Here is a 20,580-nt window from a genome sequence, read left to right on the forward strand (position 1 = left end):
CGGTCGACTACGGCTGTGCACGTCCGTCCGGCCTCGCCGGTTCAACTCGCCCCCTTGGAGATTCCAACCCATGTTCAGTGATTCGTCTGAAGTGCTTAAGTTCATCAAGGAGACGGATGTCAAGTTCCTCGACATCCGCTTCACCGACCTCCCGGGTGTGCAGCAGCACTTCAACATCCCGGCGTCGACCGTCGACGAGGAGTTCTTCACCGTCGGCCAGCTCTTCGACGGCTCCTCGATTCGCGGGTTCGCCAACATCCACGAGTCCGACATGCAGCTCATCCCCGATGTGACCACCGCGTACATCGACCAGTTCCGCACCGCGCGCACCCTGGTGATGATCTTCGACATCTACAACCCGCGCAACGGCGAGATCTACTCGAAGGACCCGCGTCAGGTCGCCAAGAAGGCCGAGAAGTACCTCGCGTCCACCGGCATCGCCGACACCGCGTTCTTCGCCCCCGAGGCCGAGTTCTACATCTTCGACGACGTGCGCTACGAGGTGAAGCAGAACGCGAGCTTCTACTCCATCGACTCCGACGAGGGCGCATGGAACTCCGGCCGCGAAGAAGAGGGCGGCAACCTCGGCAACAAGACCCCCTACAAGGGCGGCTACTTCCCGGTCAGCCCGGTCGACAAGACCGCCGACCTGCGCGACGACATCACGCTGAACCTCATCGAGGCCGGCTTCATCCTCGAGCGTTCGCACCACGAGGTGGGCACGGGCGGCCAGCAGGAGATCAACTACCGCTTCGACACCATGGTGCACGCGGCCGACGACATCCTGAAGTTCAAGTACATCGTCAAGAACACGGCCGAGCAGTGGGGCAAGTCCGCCACGTTCATGCCGAAGCCGCTCTTCGGCGACAACGGCTCGGGCATGCACACGCACCAGTCGCTGTGGAGCGAGGGCAAGCCCCTCTTCTACGACGAGGCGGGCTACGGCGGCCTCTCCGACCTGGCGCGCTGGTACATCGGCGGCCTCCTCAAGCACGCCCCCGCGGTGCTGGCCTTCACGAACCCGACGGTGAACTCGTACCACCGCCTGGTTCCCGGCTTCGAGGCTCCCGTCAACCTGGTCTACTCGGCAGGCAACCGCTCGGCTGCGATCCGCATCCCGATCACGGGCACCAACCCCAAGGCCAAGCGCATCGAGTTCCGCGCTCCGGATGCCTCGGGCAACCCGTACCTCGCGTTCGCCGCGCAGCTCATGGCGGGCCTCGACGGCATCAAGAACCGCATCGAGCCGCACGAGCCCGTCGACAAGGACCTCTACGAGCTCCCGCCCGAGGAGGCCAAGACGATCCCGCAGGTTCCGGGCTCGCTCGACGCCGTGCTCGACGCGCTCGAGGCCGACCACGACTTCCTCCTCGAGGGCGGCGTGTTCACCAAGGAGCTCATCGAGACCTGGATCGACTACAAGCGCGAGAAGGAGCTGAAGCCGCTGGCTCAGCGTCCGCACCCGTTCGAGTTCGAGCTCTACTACGGCGTCTGATCCCCGCATCCCCCTGCGGTGTCCCCACAGGAACGGCCCGCATCGCTTCGGCGATGCGGGCCGTTCCGCATTTCCGCGCTGCTCGGTTTCCGCGCTGCTCGGTTTCCGCGCCGCTCGCGGTCGCCAACGGCCCCGGGTGCGCCGACATCCGGTTGCCCACGAACTGACCCGCGGACGCCGGCCGTCGGCACGCGAGCCCGCGGGCGGGCGAGCCCCGGTCAGCCCGACGTCGGTTCGCGGCGCTGCTGTTCCTCGCCGTAGAACCCGCGCTCGAACACGGCGCGCGAACGACGGGTGACGGCGAGGTAGTCGTCTTCGAGCTGGGTGGCCGATCCGGGCGGGTAGCCCATGATGCGGGCGACGCCCTCGAGTTGGGTGCGCTCGACGGGCAGCACGTCGGTCGTGCGCTCGAGCCAGAGGGTCAGGGCCGAACGCGCACGGGAGGCGAGAATCCATGCCGCGCGCAGCGTCTCGGCGTCGGAGGCGGAGATGAGGCCGTGCTCGACCGCCGCGTCGAGGGCCTCGAGCGTCGACGTCGTGCGAAGCGCCGGAACCCCGGCCGCATGCTCGAGCTGCGCCAGTTGGACGAACCACTCCACGTCGCTGAGGGATCCGCGCCCGAGCTTGAGGTGCCGCTTGGGATCAGCGCCCTGGGGCAGTCGTTCGTTCTCGACGCGGGCCTTGATGCGCTTGACCTCGCGCACGTCGCGCTCGGAGATCTGCTCTGGATAGCGGATCGTGTCGGCGAGCTCGGTGAAGTCGGCCAGCAACGCCGGGTCGCCCGCGACGCCGCGCGCGCGGAGCAGCGCCTGCGCCTCCCAGGTCAGCGACCAGCGCGCGTAGTACGCCCGGTAGGCGTCGAGCGAGCGTGCGACCACGCCGTTTCGGCCCTCGGGGCGGAGGTCCGCGTCGAGCTCGAACGGCAGCCGGGCGTCTTCGCTGAGTCGAACCAGTTCGGCGACGATGCGCAACGCCCGCGAATGCGCGGCGTCGGGTGCGGCATCCGTGGCCCGATAGACGTAGATGATGTCGGCGTCGCTGCTGATGCCGAGCTCTCGCCCGCCGAATCGGCCCATGCCGATCACGGCGAACTCGATGCCGTCGGGCTCCTCGCCACGGATCGCGGCGACGAGCGCGGCGATGTGGTTCTCGGTGAGGTCGCTCAACGCCCAGCCGAGCTCCTGCACCGTGCACACGTCGAGGATCGCCGCCAACGCCAGACGCAGCACCTCGCGGCGTCGGATGGCCCGCAGGATCTTGGCGGCGGCGTCGGGATCGTGGTGCCGCTGCAGCACGGCGCGCGACTCCTCGCGGAGTGCCTCGCGGGATCGCGGACGCAGCTCATCGAGGTCCTCGAGCCAGGCCACCGCCTCGGGGCTGCGTTCGAGCATCTTGGCCGCGTAGCGGGACCCGGAGAGCACCTTCGTCAGGTTGAGCGCGGCATCCGAGGAATCTCGGAGCAGTCCGAGGTACCAGTGGGTCGTGCCGAGGGTGTCGCTCAGCCGCCGGAAGGAGAGCATCCCGAAGTCGGGGTCGGTGCCCTCGGCGAACCAGGAGATGAGCACGGGCATGAGGTTGCGCTGGATCTGGGCTCTCCTGGAGACGCCCGAGGTGAGCGCACCGATGTGCGCGAGGGCACCGCGGGGGTCGCGGAAGCCGATCGCCGCGAGCCGCGCCTCGGCCTGGGCGCTCGTGAGCTCGAGTCCCGACGCCGGGAGGGCGGCGACCGCCGAGAGCAGCGGACGGTAGAACAGGCGCTCGTGCAGCCCGCGCACGCGCTGCTTGGTCGACTGCCAGATCTCGCCGAGTCGCTCGGCATCGGGGGCGAGCCCGGAGGCCCGAGCCAGCCGACGCAGGCCTGCCGCATCACGCGGCATGAGGTGGGTGCGTCGCAGCCGCTCGAGCTGCAGGCGGTGCTCGAGCACACGGAGCAGTCGGTAGTCGCGCGAGAACTCGGCGGCCTCTTCGCGACCGACGTAGCCGTTGTCGGCGAGGGCCGAGAGTGCCGGCAGCGTGCCCGGCTGGTGGATCGCGTCGTCGGAGGCACCGTGCACGAGCTGCAGCAGCTGCACCGTGAACTCGATGTCGCGGAGGCCGCCCGGGCCGAGCTTCAGCTGCACGCCGACCTCGTCGGCCGGGATGTGCTCGGTCACGCGCTCGCGCATGCGCTGCACGGACTCGACGAACCCGTCACGGCCCGAGCTCGCCCACACCTTGGGTGCGACTCCGGCCGCGTAGCGATCACCGAGCTCGAGGTCGCCCGCGAGCGGCCGCGCCTTCAGCAGGGCCTGGAACTCCCAGCTCTTGGCCCACCGGTCGTAGTACTGCAGGTGCGACTCGAGCGTGCGAACGAGCGCGCCGTCCTTGCCCTCGGGGCGGAGGTTCGGATCGACCTCCCAGAGCGGCGGCTCGATGCCCGGCTCGGCGATGACGCGCATCGTGAGCATCGCGAGTCGGGTCGAGATCTCGAGCGCTCGCGCCGTCGAGACGACCTCTTCGTCGGCCGATTCGCCGACGAAGATGACATCGACGTCGCTGACGTAGTTGAGCTCGCGCGCCCCGGCCTTGCCCATGCCGATGACGGCGAGGCGGGATGCCGCGACCTCCGCCTCGGGGTACAGCCCCGGTGCTGCCGGCGCACCCTCCGCGCGGGCGCTGAACCGCCGGGCGACGTCGAGCGCCGCGTCGAGGGTCGCACCAGAGAGGTCGGCGAGTCCGGCCGCCACCGTCTCGACCGCCTCGACCGCGTCGACCCGGGTGAGGTCGAACACGGCGATGCGGGCCAACAGGCTGCGATAGCGCACGCGCAGTGCCGACGCCACGCGCTCGTATGACACGGAGGGATGCGCCGAGGCGCCGGCGACGGTCGCGAGCAGGAGCGCGCGGGCCTCGTCGGTCGTGAACGGCGGCCCCGGCACCTCCTGGAACAGCGCGATCTCGGACGGATGCCGCTGCAGGAAGTCTGCGAACCCCCTCGACGCGCCGACCAGCCGAGCGAACCGCTCGGCCGAAGCTGCGGGAGCGAGCACCGCCGAGACCTCCTGCGGCGCGCGCGCATGCAACCGTTCGGTGGCGATCAGCGCCTCGTCGGGGTCTGCGGCGTGCCCGAACGCGACGAGCAGGTGCTCCTCGTCGAGTCCGGTCAGCTCCGCGAGCGACCCGAGCCTGGCCGCGGCGGCCGAGAGGTCGTCGAAACCGGCGCGCGCCAGTCGACCGAGTGTTGGTGCCTGGCGTGACATCCGGGGCGCGTCAGAGGATCTCGAGGTTGCGCTGCAGCTCGAAGGGCGTGACCTGCGAGCGGTACGAGCGCCATTCGGCACGCTTGTTCGCGAGCACGTAGTTGAAGACCTGCTCGCCCAGCGTCTCGGCGACGAGCTCGGACTCCTCCATGTACTCGATCGCGTGGTCGAGGCTCGCGGGCAGCGGGTTGTAGCCGAGTGCACGGCGCTCGCTGTCGGTGAGGGCCCAGACGTCGTCTTCGGCTTCTGCCGGCAGCTCGTACCCCTCTTCGATGCCCTTCATGCCGGCTGCGAGCAGCAGCGAGAAGGCGAGGTACGGGTTGGCCGCGGAATCGATGGCGCGGTACTCGACGCGCGCGCTCTGGCCCTTGTTCGGCTTGTAGAGCGGAACGCGCACGAGCGCGGAGCGGTTGTTGTGGCCCCAGCAGATGAAGCTGGGGGCCTCGTCGCCGCCCCACAGCCGCTTGTAGGAGTTCACGAACTGGTTCGTGACCGCCGAGATCTCGTTGGCGTGGCGGAGGAGGCCCGCGATGAACTGACGCCCGATCTTGGAGAGCTGGTACTGCGCGCCGGCCTCGTAGAACGCGTTCGCGTCGCCCTCGAAGAGCGAGAGATGCGTGTGCATGCCGCTGCCCGGATACTGCGAGAACGGCTTGGGCATGAAGGTGGCGTAGACGCCCTGCTCGATCGCGACCTCCTTGATGACCGTGCGGAACGTCATGATGTTGTCGGCCGTGGTGAGCGCGTCGGCGTAGCGCAGGTCGATCTCGTTCTGGCCGGGGCCGGCCTCGTGGTGGCTGAACTCGACCGAGATGCCCAGGTCTTCGAGCATGCGCACCGAGCGGCGACGGAAGTCGTGAGCGGTGCCGCCCGGCACGTTGTCGAAGTAGCCGGCCGAGTCGACGGGCACGGGCCCCTCGTCGCCGAACTTCGACGAGCGGAGCAGGTAGAACTCGATCTCGGGGTGCGTGTAGAACGTGAAGCCGCGGTCGGCCGCACGCGCGAGCGTGCGCTTGAGCACGTTGCGCGGGTCGGCGACGGCCGGCTCGCCGTCGGGCGTCGTGATGTCGCAGAACATGCGACCCGTCGGGTCGATGTCACCGCGCCACGGCAGCGTCTGGAACGTCGTGGGATCGGGGTAGGCGAGCAGGTCGGACTCGTAGGTGCGGCTCAGGCCCTCGATGGCCGAGCCGTCGAAGCCGATGCCCTCGGTGAACGCGCCCTCGACCTCTGCCGGGGCGATCGCGACCGACTTCAGGGTGCCGACGACGTCGGTGAACCAGAGCCTGACGAACTTGACCCCCCGCTCTTCGATCGTCCGAAGAACGAAGTCACGCTGCTTGTCCATCCACACCCTCTCTCGCTCCTCTCAGGGTAGCGGTAAGCGGACGTTCGGCGAGCCCTTCGGCGCGGGCGCGTATGGGAGACTGCCATCATGTCCGACCAGCCTGCATCCCCCGCCACTCCTGACGCGCCGAGTCCCGCCGCGACGAACTCGGCCGCGCAGGCCGAACCGGCCGTCGAGACCACGCCTTACGGCGGCGGTGCAGCCCCAGGGGGCCCGAGGCGCGTCCGCACGCGCCACTTCCAGAACGCCAAGCGCGACGGCATCAAGATCACGGGCCTGACGAGCTACGACCAGCTCACGGCGCGCATCTTCGACGAGGCCGGCATCGACTTCCTGCTCGTCGGCGACTCGTCGGGCAACAACGTCTTCGGCTACGAGACGACCCTGCCCGTCACGGTCGACGAGCTGATCCCCCTCACGCGCGCCGTCGCCGGCGCCGTGAAGCGGGCGTTCGTCATCGCCGACATGCCGTTCGGCTCCTACGAGGTCGGCGCCGAGGAGGCGCTGCACACGGCGATCCGCTTCATGAAGGAGACGGGCGCGCACGCGGTCAAGCTCGAGGGCGGCGTGCGCAGTGCCGAGCAGATCCGCCGCGTCGTGCAGGCCGGCATCCCGGTCATGGCGCACATCGGCTACACGCCGCAGAGCGAGCACGGGCTCGGCGGGCACATCATCCAGGGCCGCGGCGAGGGCGTGCAGCAGTTGCTCGCCGACGCCGAGGCGGTGCAGGATGCCGGTGCGTTCGCCGTCGTGCTCGAGATGGTGCCGTCCGACGCCGCACGCCAGGTGACCGAACGCCTCGACATCCCGACCATCAGCGTCGGCGCCGGCCCGCACACCGACGGCCAACTGCTCGTCTGGACCGACTGGGCGGGCCTCACCGTCGGCCGCGTGCCGAAGTTCGTTCGCCAGTACGCCGACCTCGCCGGCATCCTGGGCAAGGCGGCCGCCGAGTGGCAGGCCGACGTCGCGAGCGGCGAGTACCCGAGCGCCGAGCACAGCTACGAGTGAGCCGCCCCGGCCCCGAGTCGCGCACCGGGTGACGTGCGAGCCGTGACTCGCCGATCACCGGTCAGTCGTCGGCGGCGTCCTCTGCGGCCCATTTCGCGCTGTTCGCGCGGAGCTTCTCGAGTGCGTGCTCGGCCTCCTCGCGCGTGTCGAAGGGCCCGGCACGGTCGACCGACGGCGACACGAAGCCCTGCTCCACTGCGCCCGTCTTGAGGTTGTACCAGAAGCGGTGTTCGATGTCCTCGGCCATAGGCTGATCCTATGCCGAAGGACGCCGCTGGCCACCTCATTCCCGGACGACTCTCGCCGACCCGTCAGGTGCCGTCGTCGATCGCCCGCCCCGAGTACGTCGGTCGCGCGGCACCCGCCCAGAACACCGCCGGCGACCGCTACTCCCCCGACGAGGTGGAGAAGATCCGCGCAGCCGGGCGCATCGCGGCTCGCGCGATCGAGGCGGCGGCGGCCGCGATCCGGCCCGGCGTCACGACCGACGAGCTCGACCGCATCGCGCACGAGGTCGTCGTCGGCCACGGCGCGTACCCCTCGACGCTCGGCTACCGCGGGTACCCGAAGTCCTCGTGCACGTCGGTCAACGAGGTCATCTGCCACGGCATCCCCGACGACACGGTGCTCGCCGACGGCGACCTCGTGAACATCGACGTGACCGCCTACCTCGACGGGTACCACGGCGACCTCAACCACACCTTCCTCGTCGGTGAGGCGAGCGACGAGGCGACGCAGCTCGTCGAGCGCACGCGCGAGGCGCTCGCCCGCGGCATCCGCGCGGTCGCGCCGGGCCGGCAGGTCAACGTCATCGGCCGTGCCATCGAGGCGTACGCGAAGCGGTTCGGCTACGGCGTCGTGCGCGACTACACCGGTCACGGCGTGGGCCGGGCGTTCCACACCGGGCTCGTGATCCCCCACTACGACGCGCCCCAGTTCGACACCGTCATCGAGCCCGGCATGGTGTTCACGATCGAGCCCATGCTCACGCTCGGATCCATCGAGTGGGATGTCTGGGGCGACGACTGGACCGTCGTGACCCGCGACCGCTCGCTCACCGCGCAGTTCGAGCACACGCTGGTCGTCACCGAGCGCGGCGCCGAGATCCTGACCCTTCCCTGACGCCTCCGCCGTCGAGGCCGCGATAGTGTGTCGGCATGGCGACCAAGCACGCGATCGGGATCGACATCGGCGGAACGGGCATCAAGGGGGCGATCGTCGATCTCGAGACCGGCGCACTCGTCTCCGAGCGCCGCAAGGTCCTGACCCCCGACGGCGGCAAGCCCGATGACATCGTCGAGGCGACGACCGAACTCCTCCAGGCGATCGGCGCCGACGGCGACATCGACGGACTCGCACTCGGCGTCTGCTTCCCGGCCATCGTGAAGCGCGGGCACACGCTGTCGGCCGCCAACGTCTCGAAGAAGTGGATCGGCCTGCACGCCGAGGAGCTCTTCGAGAAGGCGCTCGGCCGCGACATCCACTTCATCAACGACGCGGATGCCGCCGGCGTCGCCGAGCTGCGGTTCGGTGCTGCGGCCGGCGTCGACGGGCTCGTGATCCTCACGACCCTGGGCACGGGCATCGGCTCGGCGTTCCTGTACGACGGCGTGCTCATCCCGAACACCGAACTCGGACACCTCGAACTCGACGACGACGACGCCGAGCACCGCGCCGCGTACTCGGCGATGGAGCGCGAGGAGCTCAGCTGGAAGCAGTGGGCCGAGCGCCTCCAGCGCTACTACGCGCACGTGGAGTTCATCTTCTCGCCCGACCTGTTCGTGGTCGGCGGCGGCGTCTCGAAGCACCAGGAGCACTTCCTGCCGCTGCTCGACCTGAAGACGCCGATCGTGCCGGCCGTGCACCGCAACAACGCGGGCATCATCGGTGCCGCGGCGCTCGCACTCGACTGAGCCGGGGCGACCCCGGCGCGCGAAGGTGTGAGCGGGCCGGCTGATACGCCGGGTTCTGTTCACCGGGCGCTTGCGCGACCCCGGCTGGACGACCATCTCTCTCGGAGACACGTTGCCGTGCCCCTCCAGCGGCCTACCCGGGAACGGGACGGGCAGCCCCATCGTTCCCTGTCTGACCTTGCTCCGGACGAGGTTTACCGAGCCGACCGCGTCACCGCGGCCGCTGGTGGGCTCTTACCCCACCGTTTCACCCTTACCCGGCGCTTGCGCGCCGGGCGGTCTGCTTTCTGTGGCACTGTCTCGCGGGTTGCCCCGGGTGGGTGTTACCCACCGTCCTGCCCTGCGGAGCCCGGACGTTCCTCGGCATCCGATCGCTCGGATGACGCGGTCGTCTTGCCGACCCGCTCACACGCCAAGCGTACAGGCCGTGGCTGGGCGAACGCGCCGCGCGGTGCGCCCCGTCGGAGCGCCTCGCACCCGCAGCGCACGCCCGGCGCGACCTCCGATCAGATGCCGGACTCCTCGGTGCGCACCAGGATGCGGTCGCACTCGGGGCAGAGCAGCACCTCGTCGGGAGCGGCGCGTCGCACGACGTCGAGATCGGATCCGGTGAGGGTCATCGTGCACCCGCCGCAGGTGCGCTGGCGCAGCAGCGCCGCGCCGATGCCCGCGCCGCGCGCTCGACGCTGCTCGAAGTAGGCGAGCAGCTCCGCCGGAACCTCGCCGGCCACGACGATGCGGTCGCGCTCTGCGCCGTCGCGCTCGACGACGAGCCCTGCGGACGCCTCGTTGCGCGCCGCTTCGAGGGCCGCGGTCTGCTCGGCGATCTCGGCACGCTCGGAGTCGATGCCCGCGACGACGCCCTCGGCCTGCTCGACGCGCTCCATGACGATCAGCTCCTGGTCTTCGAGGTCGCTCAGCCGCTTCGCCAGTGAGGCGAGCTCTGACTCGAGCGCCGCGACATCCTTCGTCGAGGAGGTGTGCTGCAGCCGGTCGCCGTCTCGCGCGATGCGGGCCTCGACGACCGCGACATCCGATTCGATGCGCTTCAGTTCAGCGCGCACGTCTTCGAGGGCGCCCTGCGCCTCGGCACGGCGCGAGCGGACGGCTGCATCGCGGGCGGCGAGCTCGGCGATCGGGCCGGACTGGGGCAGGCTTCCGAGCCGGTGCGCGATCTGCTGGAGTCGGGTGTCGACGGCCTGGAGGCGCAGAAGTTGCTGCTGGTCGGCTGGGCTTGCCTTCACGTGGTGCTCCTTGTGGGATTCGCGGTGGGAATGGTCATCATTGCACGACCTGGAAGTCCCAGGGGTCGGTGCGGAGCTCGCTCACGCGGAGCTCGAGATCGGGGTGGGCCTCGCCGAGCTGTGCGGCCGCGGCATCCAGCCAGAGCCACTCGCTGGCCCAGTGCGACACGTCGATGAGGGCGGGCCCGCGGGTCAGCCTCGACTGCTCGCGGGATTCGGATGCGGGGTGGTGCCGCAGGTCGGCGGTGATGTACGCGTCGGCGGCGCGCACCGCGGGATCACCGAGCAGCGAGTCGCCGGCTCCCCCGCAGACGGCGACGGTCTCGACCGGGTCGTCGAAGCCGCCGGCGACGCGGACGCCGGTCGCCGTCGGCGGGAGGATCTCGGCGAGCTGCCGGGCCAGCCGGCCGACGGTCGTGGGCTGCGCGAGACGCCCGACGCGGCCGAGTCCGCGGCTGGGTTCGGACTCCGCGGCTCCACTCGGCCCCGCGCTCGGCACGATCGGGCGCGCGTCGACGAGCCCGATGCGCTCGGCGAGCACGGCGGAGGTGCCGCGCTCGACGACGTCGGCGTTCGTATGCGCGGCGACGAGTGCGCAGCCGCCGCGGATCAGGCGCGCGATGAGGGACCCCTTGTAGCCGTCCTCGGCGACGGTGGTCACGCCCTTCAGGAGCAGCGGGTGGTGCGCGATCACGAGGTCGGCACCCCACTCGAGGGCTTCGTCGACGGTCTCGCCGACGGCGTCGACCGTGAAGAGCACCCGCCGCACCGCGGCATCCGGATCACCGGTGACGAGCCCGACCGAATCCCAGGGCTCGGCGCCCGCGACAGGCCAGAGCCGTTCGATCGTGGTGAGGACGTCGGCGAGGTCAGCGGGCACGTGCCAAGCCTACCGTCGCGCCCCCGAGTACCGTCCGGCCGCCGGGCCTGGCCGGAGCGTGCGGGCCACAGCGTGTGGGCCAACTCGAGTGGGCCCTCTCGAGTGGGCCCTGCCGGGCTCGAACCGACGACATCCACGGTGTAAACGTGGCGCTCTACCAACTGAGCTAAAGGCCCGCCGCGTGAGCGACGCATCCGCAATGCTATCGCGAGCGACGGATGCCCCGACGCGCCGGCCGACCGGTCGGGGCCGTCAGTTCGGGCCGAGCGCCGCGAGCCCCGCGCGGTACTGCTCGATGGTGCGCGGTTCACCGGGCCCCGTGGCGAAGCCCGCCCGGATCACCCCGGCGCCGTCGATCACGAAGGTCGCCCGGGCGGCGTGCCCGCGATCCTCGAGGAAGGCGCCGTAGGCGCGGGCGACCGCGCCGTGCGGCCAGAAGTCGGACAGGAGCGGGAAGCCGAAGCCCTGCTCCTCGGTCCAGGCGCGGAGGGAGAACTTCGAGTCGACCGAGACGCCGATCACCCGCGCACCGGCCCCGGCGAAGAGCGCCGGGTGGTCGCGCAGCACGCCCAACTCGCCCTCGCAGGTGCGCGAGAACGCGAGCGGGAAGAACACCAGGACGACCGGCCCGACGGCGGTCTGATCGGCAAGCCGGACCGTCTGGCCGGCCTCGTCGACCAGTTCGAAGTCGGGGGCGAGGGCACCGGCCGGGAGCGGCATCCGTTCTCTCCTCTGCTTTGTCGAACGCTGAGCGAAGGCACAGCGTACCGAGCCGAAACGTTGTGCGAATGTCACTAGTATGGCCAAGTGTGATCGGTCGAAACCCGGCCGTTCGTCGTGCGCGCGGATCGCCGCGCCCGGCATGATCTGCCGTAGAGAAAGGTCGAGTGTGACTGTCAACGACCAGGACCCCTACTCCGTCGAGTCCCTGGATTCCGACCCCGATGAGACATCCGAGTGGGCCGAATCCCTCGATGCGCTCGTCACGGCGAAGGGGCACCAGCGTGGTCGTGAGATCATGCTCAGCCTGCTCAAGCGTTCGAAGGAACTGCACCTCGGCGTGCCCATGGTTCCGACCACGGACTACCTGAACACGATCGCCCCCGAGAACGAGCCGGAGTTCCCCGGCGATGAGGAGATCGAGCGCCGCTACCGCGCCTGGCTCCGCTGGAACGCCGCCATCCTCGTGCACCGCTCGCAGCGGCCCGAGATCGGCGTCGGCGGCCACATCTCGACCTACGCCGGCGCGGCCTCGCTCTACGAGGTCGGCCTCAACCACTTCTTCCGCGGCCAGGACCACCCCGGCGGCGGCGACCAGGTCTTCTTCCAGGGGCACGCCTCCCCCGGCATGTACGCCCGCGCCTTCCTCGAGGGCCGCCTCAGCGACGCCGACCTCGACGGATTCCGCCAGGAGAAGTCGCGTGCGCCTCACGGGCTCTCGTCGTACCCGCACCCGCGCCTCATGCCCGAGTTCTGGCAGTTCCCGACCGTGTCGATGGGCCTCGGGCCGATCAACGCGATCTACCAGGCCCAGCTGAACCGGTACCTCACCAACCGCGGCATCAAGGACGCCTCCGACCAGCAGGTCTGGGCGTTCCTCGGTGACGGCGAGATGGACGAGGTCGAGAGCCGCGGCCAGCTCCAGGTCGCTGCGAACGAGGGCCTCGACAACCTCAACTTCGTCATCAACTGCAACCTGCAGCGCCTCGACGGCCCGGTTCGCGGCAACGGCAAGATCATCCAGGAGCTCGAGAGCTTCTTCCGCGGCGCCGGCTGGAACGTCATCAAGGTCGTCTGGGGCCGCGAGTGGGACTCGCTGCTCGCCGCCGACCACGACGGCGCGCTCCGCAACCTCATGAACGTCACGCCCGACGGCGACTACCAGACGTACAAGACCGAGTCCGGCGCGTACGTGCGCGAGAACTTCTTCGGCCGCGACCCGCGCGCCCTCGAGCTCGTGTCGCACCTCAGCGACGACGAGGTCTGGGGCCTCAAGCGCGGCGGCCACGACTACCGCAAGATCTACGCGGCGTTCAAGGCGGCCACCGAGCACAAGGGCCAGCCCACGGTCATCCTCGCGAAGACCATCAAGGGGTACGGCCTCGGCAAGTCCTTCGAGGGGCGCAACGCGACACACCAGATGAAGAAGATGACCCTCGACAACCTCAAGGGCTTCCGCGACGAGATGCGCATCCCCATCTCCGACGCGCAGCTCGAGGAGAACCCGTACCTGCCCCCGTACTACCACCCGGGTCAGGGCGACGAGGCGATCCAGTACCTGCAGGAGCGCCGTCGTGCGCTCGGCGGCTACGTTCCCGAGCGCCGCTCGAAGCACGTCGAGATCTCGCTGCCCGACGACTCGGCCTACGCGATCTCGAAGAAGGGCTCCGGCACGCAGGAGATCGCGACGACGATGGCCTTCGTGCGTCTGCTGAAGGACCTCATCCGCTCGAAGGACTTCGGCCACCGCATCGTTCCGATCATCCCCGACGAGGCGCGCACCTTCGGCATCGACGCGTTCTTCCCGACGGCGAAGATCTACAACCCCAACGGCCAGCACTACACCTCGGTCGACCGCGAACTGCTGCTCGCCTACAAGGAGAGCCCGCAGGGCCAGATCGTGCACGTCGGCATCAACGAGGCCGGCGCGTTCGCGGCCTTCACGAACATCGGCACCGCGTACGCCACGCAGGGCGAGCCCCTGATCCCGGTGTACGTGTTCTACTCGATGTTCGGGTTCCAGCGCACGGGCGACGCCATGTGGGCTGCAGGCGACCAGATGGCGCGCGGCTTCATCATCGGCGCGACGGCCGGCCGCACCACCCTCACGGGTGAGGGCCTGCAGCACGCCGACGGCCACTCGCCGCTGCTCGCGTCGACGAACCCGGCCGTGGTCAGCTACGACCCCGCATACGGCTACGAGATCGGCCACATCATGCGTGCCGGCCTCGAGCGCATGTACGGCGGGTCGCACTCCGACCCGAACGTCATGTACTACCTCACGGTGTACAACGAGCCGATCGTGCAGCCGGCCGAGCCCGAGGGTGTCGACGTCGACGGGATCCTCCGCGGCATCCACAAGGTCGCGGCCGGCAACGGCAACGGCCCGTCGGCGCAGATCCTCGCGTCCGGCGTTGCGGTGCCCTGGGCCCTCGAGGCGCAGCACCTGCTCGCCCAGGACTGGGGCGTCTCGGCCGACGTGTGGTCGGTCACCAGCTGGGCCGAGCTCCGTCGCGACGGCCTCGCCGCCGACGAGCACAACTTCCTGAACCCCGATGCCGAGAAGCGCGTGCCGTACCTGACGACGAAGCTGGCCGGTTCGAACGGTCCGTTCGTCGCCGTGTCCGACTACATGCACGCGGTGCCCGACCAGATCCGCGCCTACGTGCCCGGCGACTTCGCCACGCTCGGTGCCGACGACTTCGGCTTCTCCGACACGCGCGCAGCGGCTCGTCGCTACTTCAAGATCGACGGGCCGTCGGTCGTGGTGCGCGCGCTCGAGCAGCTCGTGGCCCGCGGAGAGCTCGACGCCTCGGTGCCGGCTCAGGCGATCGCGAAGTACCGCCTGCACGACGTCAACGCCGGAACCACCGGTTCCGCCGGCGGCGAGAGCTAACCCGAGGTGGCGAAACCCCGTACCAAGGCAGAGACGCTCGGATGGTTGCGAACCATCGCGGGTGAGTTGTCGACCCAGACGCTGAAGCGCCTGGAGGACACCCTGCCCTGGTACGGGGACATGCCGCCCAGTCGGCGATCGGCCGTCGGGCTCGTCGCCCAGGCCGGCATCTCCTCGTTCATCGCGTGGTTCGAGGACCCGCGCTCGACGCCGTGGATCGCGGCCGACGTGTTCGGCGCGGCTCCGCGCGAGCTGCTCCGCTCGGTCAGCCTGCAGCAGACGCTGCAGTTGATCAGGGTGACGGTCGAGGTCGTCGAGGATCGCGTGCGCGACGGCGGCGAGCCGCTGCGCGAGGCGATCCTGCTGTACTCCCGCGAGATCGCGTTCGCCGCGGCCGACGTCTACGCCCGCGCGGCCGAGGCCCGTGGCCTCTGGGATGCTCGGCTCGAGGCGCTCGTGGTCGACTCGATCCTCTCGGGCGAGTACGACGACGAGCTGCCGAGCCGCATCGCCGCGCTCGGCTGGCACGGACACGGCGAGGTCGCGGTGCTCGTGGGCACCGCGCCGAAGCAGCTCGACGTCGACCATGTGCGCCGGGTCGCCCGGCACATGCAGGCCGACGTGCTGATCGGGGTGCAGGGCAATCGCCTCGTGCTCGTGATCGGACGCTCCGAGCAGCTCGGCCGGCAGCCCGACGAGGTCGGCACGTCGCCCGCGATGACCTTCATGGAGTTCGCGACGCAGCTCGAGGGTCACTTCGGCGCCGGCCACCTCGTGCTCGGCCACGAGGTGCCGAACCTCGTCGACGCGTCCAAGAGCGCCAAGGCCGCGCTTGCCGGGTTCGCCGTCGCGCGCTCCTGGCGGCATGCGCCGCGTCCGGTGCACGCCGACGACCTGCTGCCAGAGCGGGCGCTCGCGGGCGACCCGCTCGCGCGGGCCACGCTCGTGCACCGCATCTACCGCCCGCTGCAGGCGCACTCGACCGAATTGCTCACGACCCTCTGGAGCTATCTCGACAACGGTCGATCGCTCGAGGCGACGGCGCGCGAGCTCTTCGTGCATCCCAACACCGTGCGCTACCGCCTCAAGCGCGTCTCCGACGTGATCGGGTGGGACGCGACGGGCGCACGCGAGGCGCTCATCCTGCAGTCCGCGCTCATCATCGGCTCGATGAGCGACCACGAGCATCCGCCGCGGCGACGCAACGTCTGAGACGCCGTCGCGCCTCGCGGCAGCCGACTCCGCCACGTCCCTGAGACGCGTCGGAGGTGCGGCCGCCTGTGGGACGCGCACAAGCCTTTCCGTGAGAGCTTGTCGCATCGGCACACACGCGCACCCGGCGTCATTGACAGACTAGGGACGTGATCGTCGTCGTCTGCCCTGGTCAGGGCTCCCAGACCCCCGGATTCCTCGCCCCTTGGCTCGCGGACCCCGCGCGCGCCGAGCGTCTCGACGCGTACTCGCAGGCCGCGGGCGTCGACCTCGCCCTGCACGGCACCGAGAGCGACGCCGACACCATCCGCGACACCGCGGTGGCCCAGCCGCTCATCGTCGCAGCGGGCCTGCTCACCCTCGACGCGCTGCTGGCCGACGGCCGCGCCGCGAAGATCGGCGGCATCGCGGGCCACTCGGTCGGCGAGATCACCGCTGCCGCGGGCGCCGGCGTGCTCTCCGCCGCCGACGCCATGCGATTCGTCGGCGAGCGTGGTCGCGCGATGTCGGATGCCGCGGCACAGACGCCCACCGGCATGAGCGCCGTCCTCGGCGGCGACGAGTCGGTGCTGCTCTCACGCCTCGCCGAACTCGGCCTCGAGCCCGCGAACTTCAACGGCGGCGGGCAGATCGTCGTCGCCGGAGCGCTCAACGCCCTCGAGACGCTGAAGGCCGAGCCGCCGGCGGGCACCCGGGTGATTCCGCTGCAGGTCGCCGGCGCATTCCACACGCGCTACATGGGTCCCGCGGTCGAACGCCTCACCGAGGTCGCGTCGACGCTGAGCCCGGCCGACCCCGCCCAGACGATCTGGACGAACCGCGACGGCCGCATCGTGACATCCGGAACCGAGTTCGTCGACCTCCTCGTCGGCCAGGTCTCCTCGCCGGTGCGCTGGGACCGCTGCATGGCCTCGTTCGCCGAAGCCGGCGTCACGGGCATCATCGAGGTCGCCCCGGCCGGCGCACTCGTCGGCCTGGCCAAGCGCGCACTCAAGGGCGTGCCGACGGTCGCCGTGAAGACCCCAGACGACCTTACGGCCGCGATCGAACTCATCGAACAGGCCGCCTGATTCGCGGCACGGCCGAACGCTCCGAGAGAATGTCGAACATGACCAAGCCCACCCTGCAGCAGTCGCACGGCCCCGCCTACACGCGCATCTACGCCGTCGGCGCGGCGCGCGGCGAGAACGCCGTGCCGAACGACGACCTCATCGGCCCGATCGACTCCTCCGACGAGTGGATCCAGCAGCGCACCGGCATCATCACGCGCACGCGCGCCGGGGCCGACGTGTCGGCGCTCGACCTCGCGACGGATGCCGCGCGCGAAGCCATCGAGAAGTCGGGCGTCGCGCCGGAGCACATCGACCTCGTGATCGTCGCGACCATCTCGAACGTGCGCCAGACGCCGTCGATGTCGGCCGTCGTCGCCGACCGCGTCGGGGCGAACCCCGCGGCCGCCTACGACACGAACGCGGCCTGCGCCGGCTACGCCTACGCGGTGGCCCAGGCCGACGCGCTCATCCGCACGGGCGTCGCGCACTACGCGCTCGTGATCGGCGCCGAGAAGCTCTCCGACGTCGTCGACCCCACCGATCGCTCCATCTCGTTCCTGCTCGGCGACGGCGCCGGCGCCGTGGTCATCGGGCCGAGCGACTTCCCGGGCATCGCGCAGACGGTGTGGGGCTCCGACGGCTCGAAGGCCGGCGCGGTGGGCATGAACGGCACGCTCGTGGAGTACCGCGACGGGGCGGCCGAATGGCCCACCCTTCGCCAAGAGGGACAGACCGTGTTCCGCTGGGCGGTCTGGGACATGGCCAAGGTCGCGAAGCAGGCGCTCGACGCCGCCGGCATCACCGCGGCCGACCTCGCCGCGTTCATCCCGCACCAGGCGAACATGCGCATCATCGACGAGTTCGCCAAGCAGCTGAAGCTGCCGGAGTCGGTCGCGATCGCACGCGACATCGCCACGACCGGCAACACCTCCGCGGCGTCGATCCCCCTCGCGACCCACCGCCTGCTCGAGGAGCACCCTGAACTTTCCGGAGGCCTCGCCCTCCAGATCGGCTTCGGCGCCGGCCTCGTGTTCGGCGCCCAAGTGGTGGTTCTGCCGTGAACCGCCGACCCCTGTCCATCTAGACTGGCTCTCGGTCAAACGAGACACCCTCAAGGAGAAGAACCATGGCATTGTCCACCGAAGAAGTGCTTGCCGGCCTGGCCGAGCTCATCAACGACGAGACCGGCATCGCAACCGACACGGTTGAGCTGGACAAGTCGTTCACCGACGACCTCGACATCGACTCGATCTCGATGATGACCATCGTCGTCAACGCTGAAGAGAAGTTCGACGTCAAGATCCCCGACGAAGAGGTCAAGAACCTCAAGACCGTCGGCGACGCCGTCGACTTCATCGTCAAGGCCTCGGCTTAGGCGACGCTCCGAGCGGGCCGGCGCGTACGCCCCGGCCCGCTCGCTCAGCCTGATCCCTTCCTCCATCGGAGTGTTTCTCGTATGACCAAGAAGATCGTGATCACGGGCATCGGCGCGTCCTCGCCGCTCGGCGGCACCGCCCGTGACAGTTGGAATGCCCTGCTCGCCGGCGAATCCGGTGCTCGCACGCTCGAGCACGACTGGGTCGCCGAGTACGACCTGCCGGTGCACTTCGCGGCCCCCGCGAAGGTCCGCCCCGAAGAGGTGCTCGAGCGTCAGGTCGCCAAGCGCCTCGACCCGTCGAGCCAGTTCGCACTGATCTCGGCGATGGAGGCCTGGGCCGACGCCGGCGCACCCGAGGTCGCCCCCGAGCGTCTCGGGGTCGACTACGCGACCGGCATCGGCGGCATCTGGACCCTGCTCGACGCGTGGGACACCCTGCGCGAGCGCGGCCCGCGCCGTGTTCTGCCCATGACCGTGCCCATGCTCATGCCGAACGCGGCCTCCGCGGCCATCTCGATGCACTTCGAGGCCCGTGCGTTCGCGCGCACCGTCGCCTCGGCGTGCGCCTCGAGCACCGAGTCGCTCGCGAACGCCTACGAGCACCTGCAGCTCGGCCTCGCCGACGTCGTCATCGCCGGCGGTTCCGAGTCGGCGATCCACCCGATCACGCTCGCGTCGTTCTCGTCGATGCAGGCCCTCTCCAAGCGCAACGACGACCCGGCGCACGCGTCGCGTCCGTACAGCGTCGACCGCGACGGCTTCGTCATGGGCGAGGGCGCGGCGAGCCTCGTCATCGAGACCGAGGAGCACGCGCTCGCCCGCGGCGCCCGCATCTACGCGGAGCTCGCCGGCGGCGCCGTGAGCGCCGACTCGTACCACATCACCGCCAACGACCCAGAGGGTCGCGGCGCGAGCCGTGCCGTGCTCGACGCCCTCGCGCAGGCGGGTGCCACGCCCGACGAGGTCACCCACATCAACGCGCACGCCACGAGCACGCCCGTCGGCGACATCGCCGAGTACACCGCGCTGCACAGCGTGTTCGGCGACCGGGTGCACGAGATCCCCGTCTCGGCGACGAAGGCCTCGACCGGTCACCTGCTCGGCGGCACCGGCGCGCTCGAGGCCGTCTTCACGGTGCTCGCGCTCGAGAGCCGCCTCGCTCCCCCGACGATCAACCTCACCACCCAGGACCCCGCGATCCCGCTGCGCGTCTCGGGCGAGCCGCAGCCGCTCGGCGACGGCCCCCAGGTGGCGATCTCGAACTCGTTCGGGTTCGGCGGCCACAACGCGGTCGCGGTCTTCCGCTCGATGTAGTCGACGACGGATGCCGCGGCATCCGCTCGTGATGAAGCCCCCGGCGCCATCGGCACCGGGGGCTTCCTCGTCGACGGCCCGCGGGTTTCGTCCGTGCGTTCACCGGGAGCGACTCTCCGACGATCGCGGGACGCCAGCACGCGGGCCGAGGCCCTGCTCACCCCACCTGGTGCAGCCAGACGACGGGGGCGAGGTCGCTCGCGTGGCGGAACGGCTCGAGTTCGTCGTCCCACGCCTGCCCGAGAGCGAGTCGGAGTTCGCGGTGCAGCTCGACCGGGTCGGAACCGGCGATCTCCATCGCGTAGCGGATGCGGTCTTCGCCGATGACGGTGTTGCCCGCGACATCGGTCTGCGCGAAGTAGACCCCGAGCTCGGGCGTGTGCATCCATCGGGCACCGTCGGTACCGGGGGTCGGGTCTTCGCTCACCTCGTAGCGGAGCTGCTCCCACCCGCGGAGCGCCGAGGCGATCTTCGCGCCTGAGCCGGCGTCGCCCTCCCAATGGAACTCGGCGCGCAGGAGTCCGCGATAGACGGGCTGCTCGCTCCAGTCGAAGTTCACCGCGGTGCCGAGGGCACGACCAGCGGCCCACTCGACATGCGGGCATAGCGCGCGCGGTGCAGAGTGCACGAACAGCACTCCCTGTGCGGGGCGCACGACCCGCGACAACGTCTCTGCCATCTCCGACTCCGTTTCTCGAGGTGCGTCTTCCCCTACGACCTCGGGAGCCACGGATGGCTGGTATTCGATTATCGACGTGTGACCGTCACGGGCGATTATGCCCCGGATCCGGCGTCCTGACAAGGTTCGCGCCGCGCGTGGTGGCGTTCGTCCAGACACGGCGTCGAAACCGTATGCTCGGTGAAACGTTCTCGATCCG

The 20,580-nt window shown here is 70.1% G+C and carries 17 protein-coding genes, 1 tRNA gene and 1 other RNA gene; 10 read left to right on the top strand and 9 right to left on the bottom strand.

The window, feature by feature from the left end:
* Positions 1–70: 70 nt before the first annotated feature.
* Complete coding sequence (glnA, locus tag ASE68_RS10035) at positions 71–1,495, top strand: type I glutamate--ammonia ligase (RefSeq protein WP_055857935.1); 1,425 nt, start codon at positions 71–73, stop codon at positions 1,493–1,495.
* 218 nt (positions 1,496–1,713) lie between these two features.
* On the opposite strand, the gene ASE68_RS10040 is transcribed toward glnA, so the two are convergent.
* Positions 1,714–4,734 (bottom strand): bifunctional [glutamine synthetase] adenylyltransferase/[glutamine synthetase]-adenylyl-L-tyrosine phosphorylase, encoded by a 3,021-nt coding sequence (locus ASE68_RS10040; RefSeq protein WP_055857937.1) that lies wholly within the window; start codon positions 4,732–4,734, stop codon positions 1,714–1,716.
* Positions 4,735–4,744: 10 nt separating this feature from the next.
* Entirely contained in the window at positions 4,745–6,082 is a 1,338-nt protein-coding gene (locus ASE68_RS10045; protein ID WP_055857940.1) for a glutamine synthetase family protein, read from the bottom strand.
* A gap of 87 nt (positions 6,083–6,169) precedes the next feature.
* Here ASE68_RS10045 and panB point away from each other — a divergent pair, with 87 nt between their 5' ends.
* Entirely contained in the window at positions 6,170–7,093 is a 924-nt protein-coding gene (panB, locus tag ASE68_RS10050) for a 3-methyl-2-oxobutanoate hydroxymethyltransferase (RefSeq protein WP_055857941.1), read from the top strand.
* Positions 7,094–7,154: 61 nt separating this feature from the next.
* On the opposite strand, the gene ASE68_RS10055 is transcribed toward panB, so the two are convergent.
* Complete coding sequence (locus tag ASE68_RS10055) at positions 7,155–7,340, bottom strand: hypothetical protein (RefSeq protein WP_055857943.1); 186 nt, start codon at positions 7,338–7,340, stop codon at positions 7,155–7,157.
* A gap of 11 nt (positions 7,341–7,351) precedes the next feature.
* On the opposite strand from ASE68_RS10055, the gene map reads away from it, so the two are divergent.
* Positions 7,352–8,215, top strand: a complete 864-nt coding sequence (map, locus tag ASE68_RS10060; protein WP_055857944.1) for a type I methionyl aminopeptidase — start codon at positions 7,352–7,354, stop codon at positions 8,213–8,215.
* A gap of 35 nt (positions 8,216–8,250) precedes the next feature.
* Positions 8,251–9,006 (top strand): polyphosphate--glucose phosphotransferase, encoded by a 756-nt coding sequence (gene ppgK / locus ASE68_RS10065; RefSeq protein ID WP_055857947.1) that lies wholly within the window; start codon positions 8,251–8,253, stop codon positions 9,004–9,006.
* A 28-nt stretch (positions 9,007–9,034) separates the two neighbouring features.
* Here the strand turns inward: ppgK and rnpB are convergent.
* The 5 genes from rnpB to ASE68_RS10085 form a co-directional block, all read right to left on the bottom strand.
* Positions 9,035–9,410: RNase P RNA component class A (rnpB, locus tag ASE68_RS15010), an RNA gene on the bottom strand.
* A 102-nt stretch (positions 9,411–9,512) separates the two neighbouring features.
* Positions 9,513–10,250, bottom strand: coding sequence for a zinc ribbon domain-containing protein (locus ASE68_RS10070; protein WP_055857950.1), 738 nt, complete (start codon positions 10,248–10,250; stop codon positions 9,513–9,515).
* A gap of 37 nt (positions 10,251–10,287) precedes the next feature.
* Positions 10,288–11,130 carry a Nif3-like dinuclear metal center hexameric protein gene (locus ASE68_RS10075; protein ID WP_055857951.1) on the bottom strand — a complete coding sequence of 281 codons (843 nt, stop codon included), beginning with the start codon at positions 11,128–11,130 and terminating at the stop codon, positions 10,288–10,290.
* Between the two features lie 103 nt (positions 11,131–11,233).
* Positions 11,234–11,306: transfer RNA gene (locus ASE68_RS10080), tRNA-Val, on the bottom strand.
* Between the two features lie 76 nt (positions 11,307–11,382).
* A complete protein-coding gene (locus ASE68_RS10085) occupies positions 11,383–11,850 on the bottom strand; it encodes a peroxiredoxin (RefSeq protein WP_055857953.1) in 468 nt (155 codons plus the stop codon).
* 169 nt (positions 11,851–12,019) lie between these two features.
* Here ASE68_RS10085 and aceE point away from each other — a divergent pair, with 169 nt between their 5' ends.
* The 6 genes from aceE (at position 12,020) to ASE68_RS10115 (ending at position 19,702) form a co-directional block, all read left to right on the top strand.
* The gene (aceE, locus tag ASE68_RS10090) at positions 12,020–14,746 is read left to right on the top strand and encodes a pyruvate dehydrogenase (acetyl-transferring), homodimeric type (RefSeq protein WP_055857955.1); all 2,727 of its coding nucleotides are present in this window, start codon (positions 12,020–12,022) and stop codon (positions 14,744–14,746) included.
* Positions 14,747–14,812: 66 nt separating this feature from the next.
* Entirely contained in the window at positions 14,813–15,958 is a 1,146-nt protein-coding gene (locus ASE68_RS10095) for a CdaR family transcriptional regulator (RefSeq protein WP_235480812.1), read from the top strand.
* A 149-nt stretch (positions 15,959–16,107) separates the two neighbouring features.
* On the top strand, positions 16,108–17,028 hold the full coding sequence (locus ASE68_RS10100; RefSeq protein WP_055857959.1) for an ACP S-malonyltransferase: 921 nt from the start codon (positions 16,108–16,110) through the stop codon (positions 17,026–17,028).
* A 38-nt stretch (positions 17,029–17,066) separates the two neighbouring features.
* On the top strand, positions 17,067–18,071 hold the full coding sequence (locus tag ASE68_RS10105; protein WP_055861098.1) for a beta-ketoacyl-ACP synthase III: 1,005 nt from the start codon (positions 17,067–17,069) through the stop codon (positions 18,069–18,071).
* 65 nt (positions 18,072–18,136) lie between these two features.
* The gene (locus tag ASE68_RS10110; RefSeq protein ID WP_055857961.1) at positions 18,137–18,385 is read left to right on the top strand and encodes an acyl carrier protein; all 249 of its coding nucleotides are present in this window, start codon (positions 18,137–18,139) and stop codon (positions 18,383–18,385) included.
* 81 nt (positions 18,386–18,466) lie between these two features.
* Complete coding sequence (locus ASE68_RS10115; RefSeq protein WP_055857963.1) at positions 18,467–19,702, top strand: beta-ketoacyl synthase; 1,236 nt, start codon at positions 18,467–18,469, stop codon at positions 19,700–19,702.
* 157 nt (positions 19,703–19,859) lie between these two features.
* Here ASE68_RS10115 and ASE68_RS10120 read toward each other — a convergent pair whose 3' ends face one another.
* A complete protein-coding gene (locus tag ASE68_RS10120; protein WP_055857965.1) occupies positions 19,860–20,381 on the bottom strand; it encodes a DUF3145 domain-containing protein in 522 nt (173 codons plus the stop codon).
* Between the last annotated feature and the right edge of the window lie 199 nt (positions 20,382–20,580).

Source organism: Agromyces sp. Leaf222 (assembly GCF_001421565.1).
GTDB lineage: Bacteria > Actinomycetota > Actinomycetes > Actinomycetales > Microbacteriaceae > Agromyces.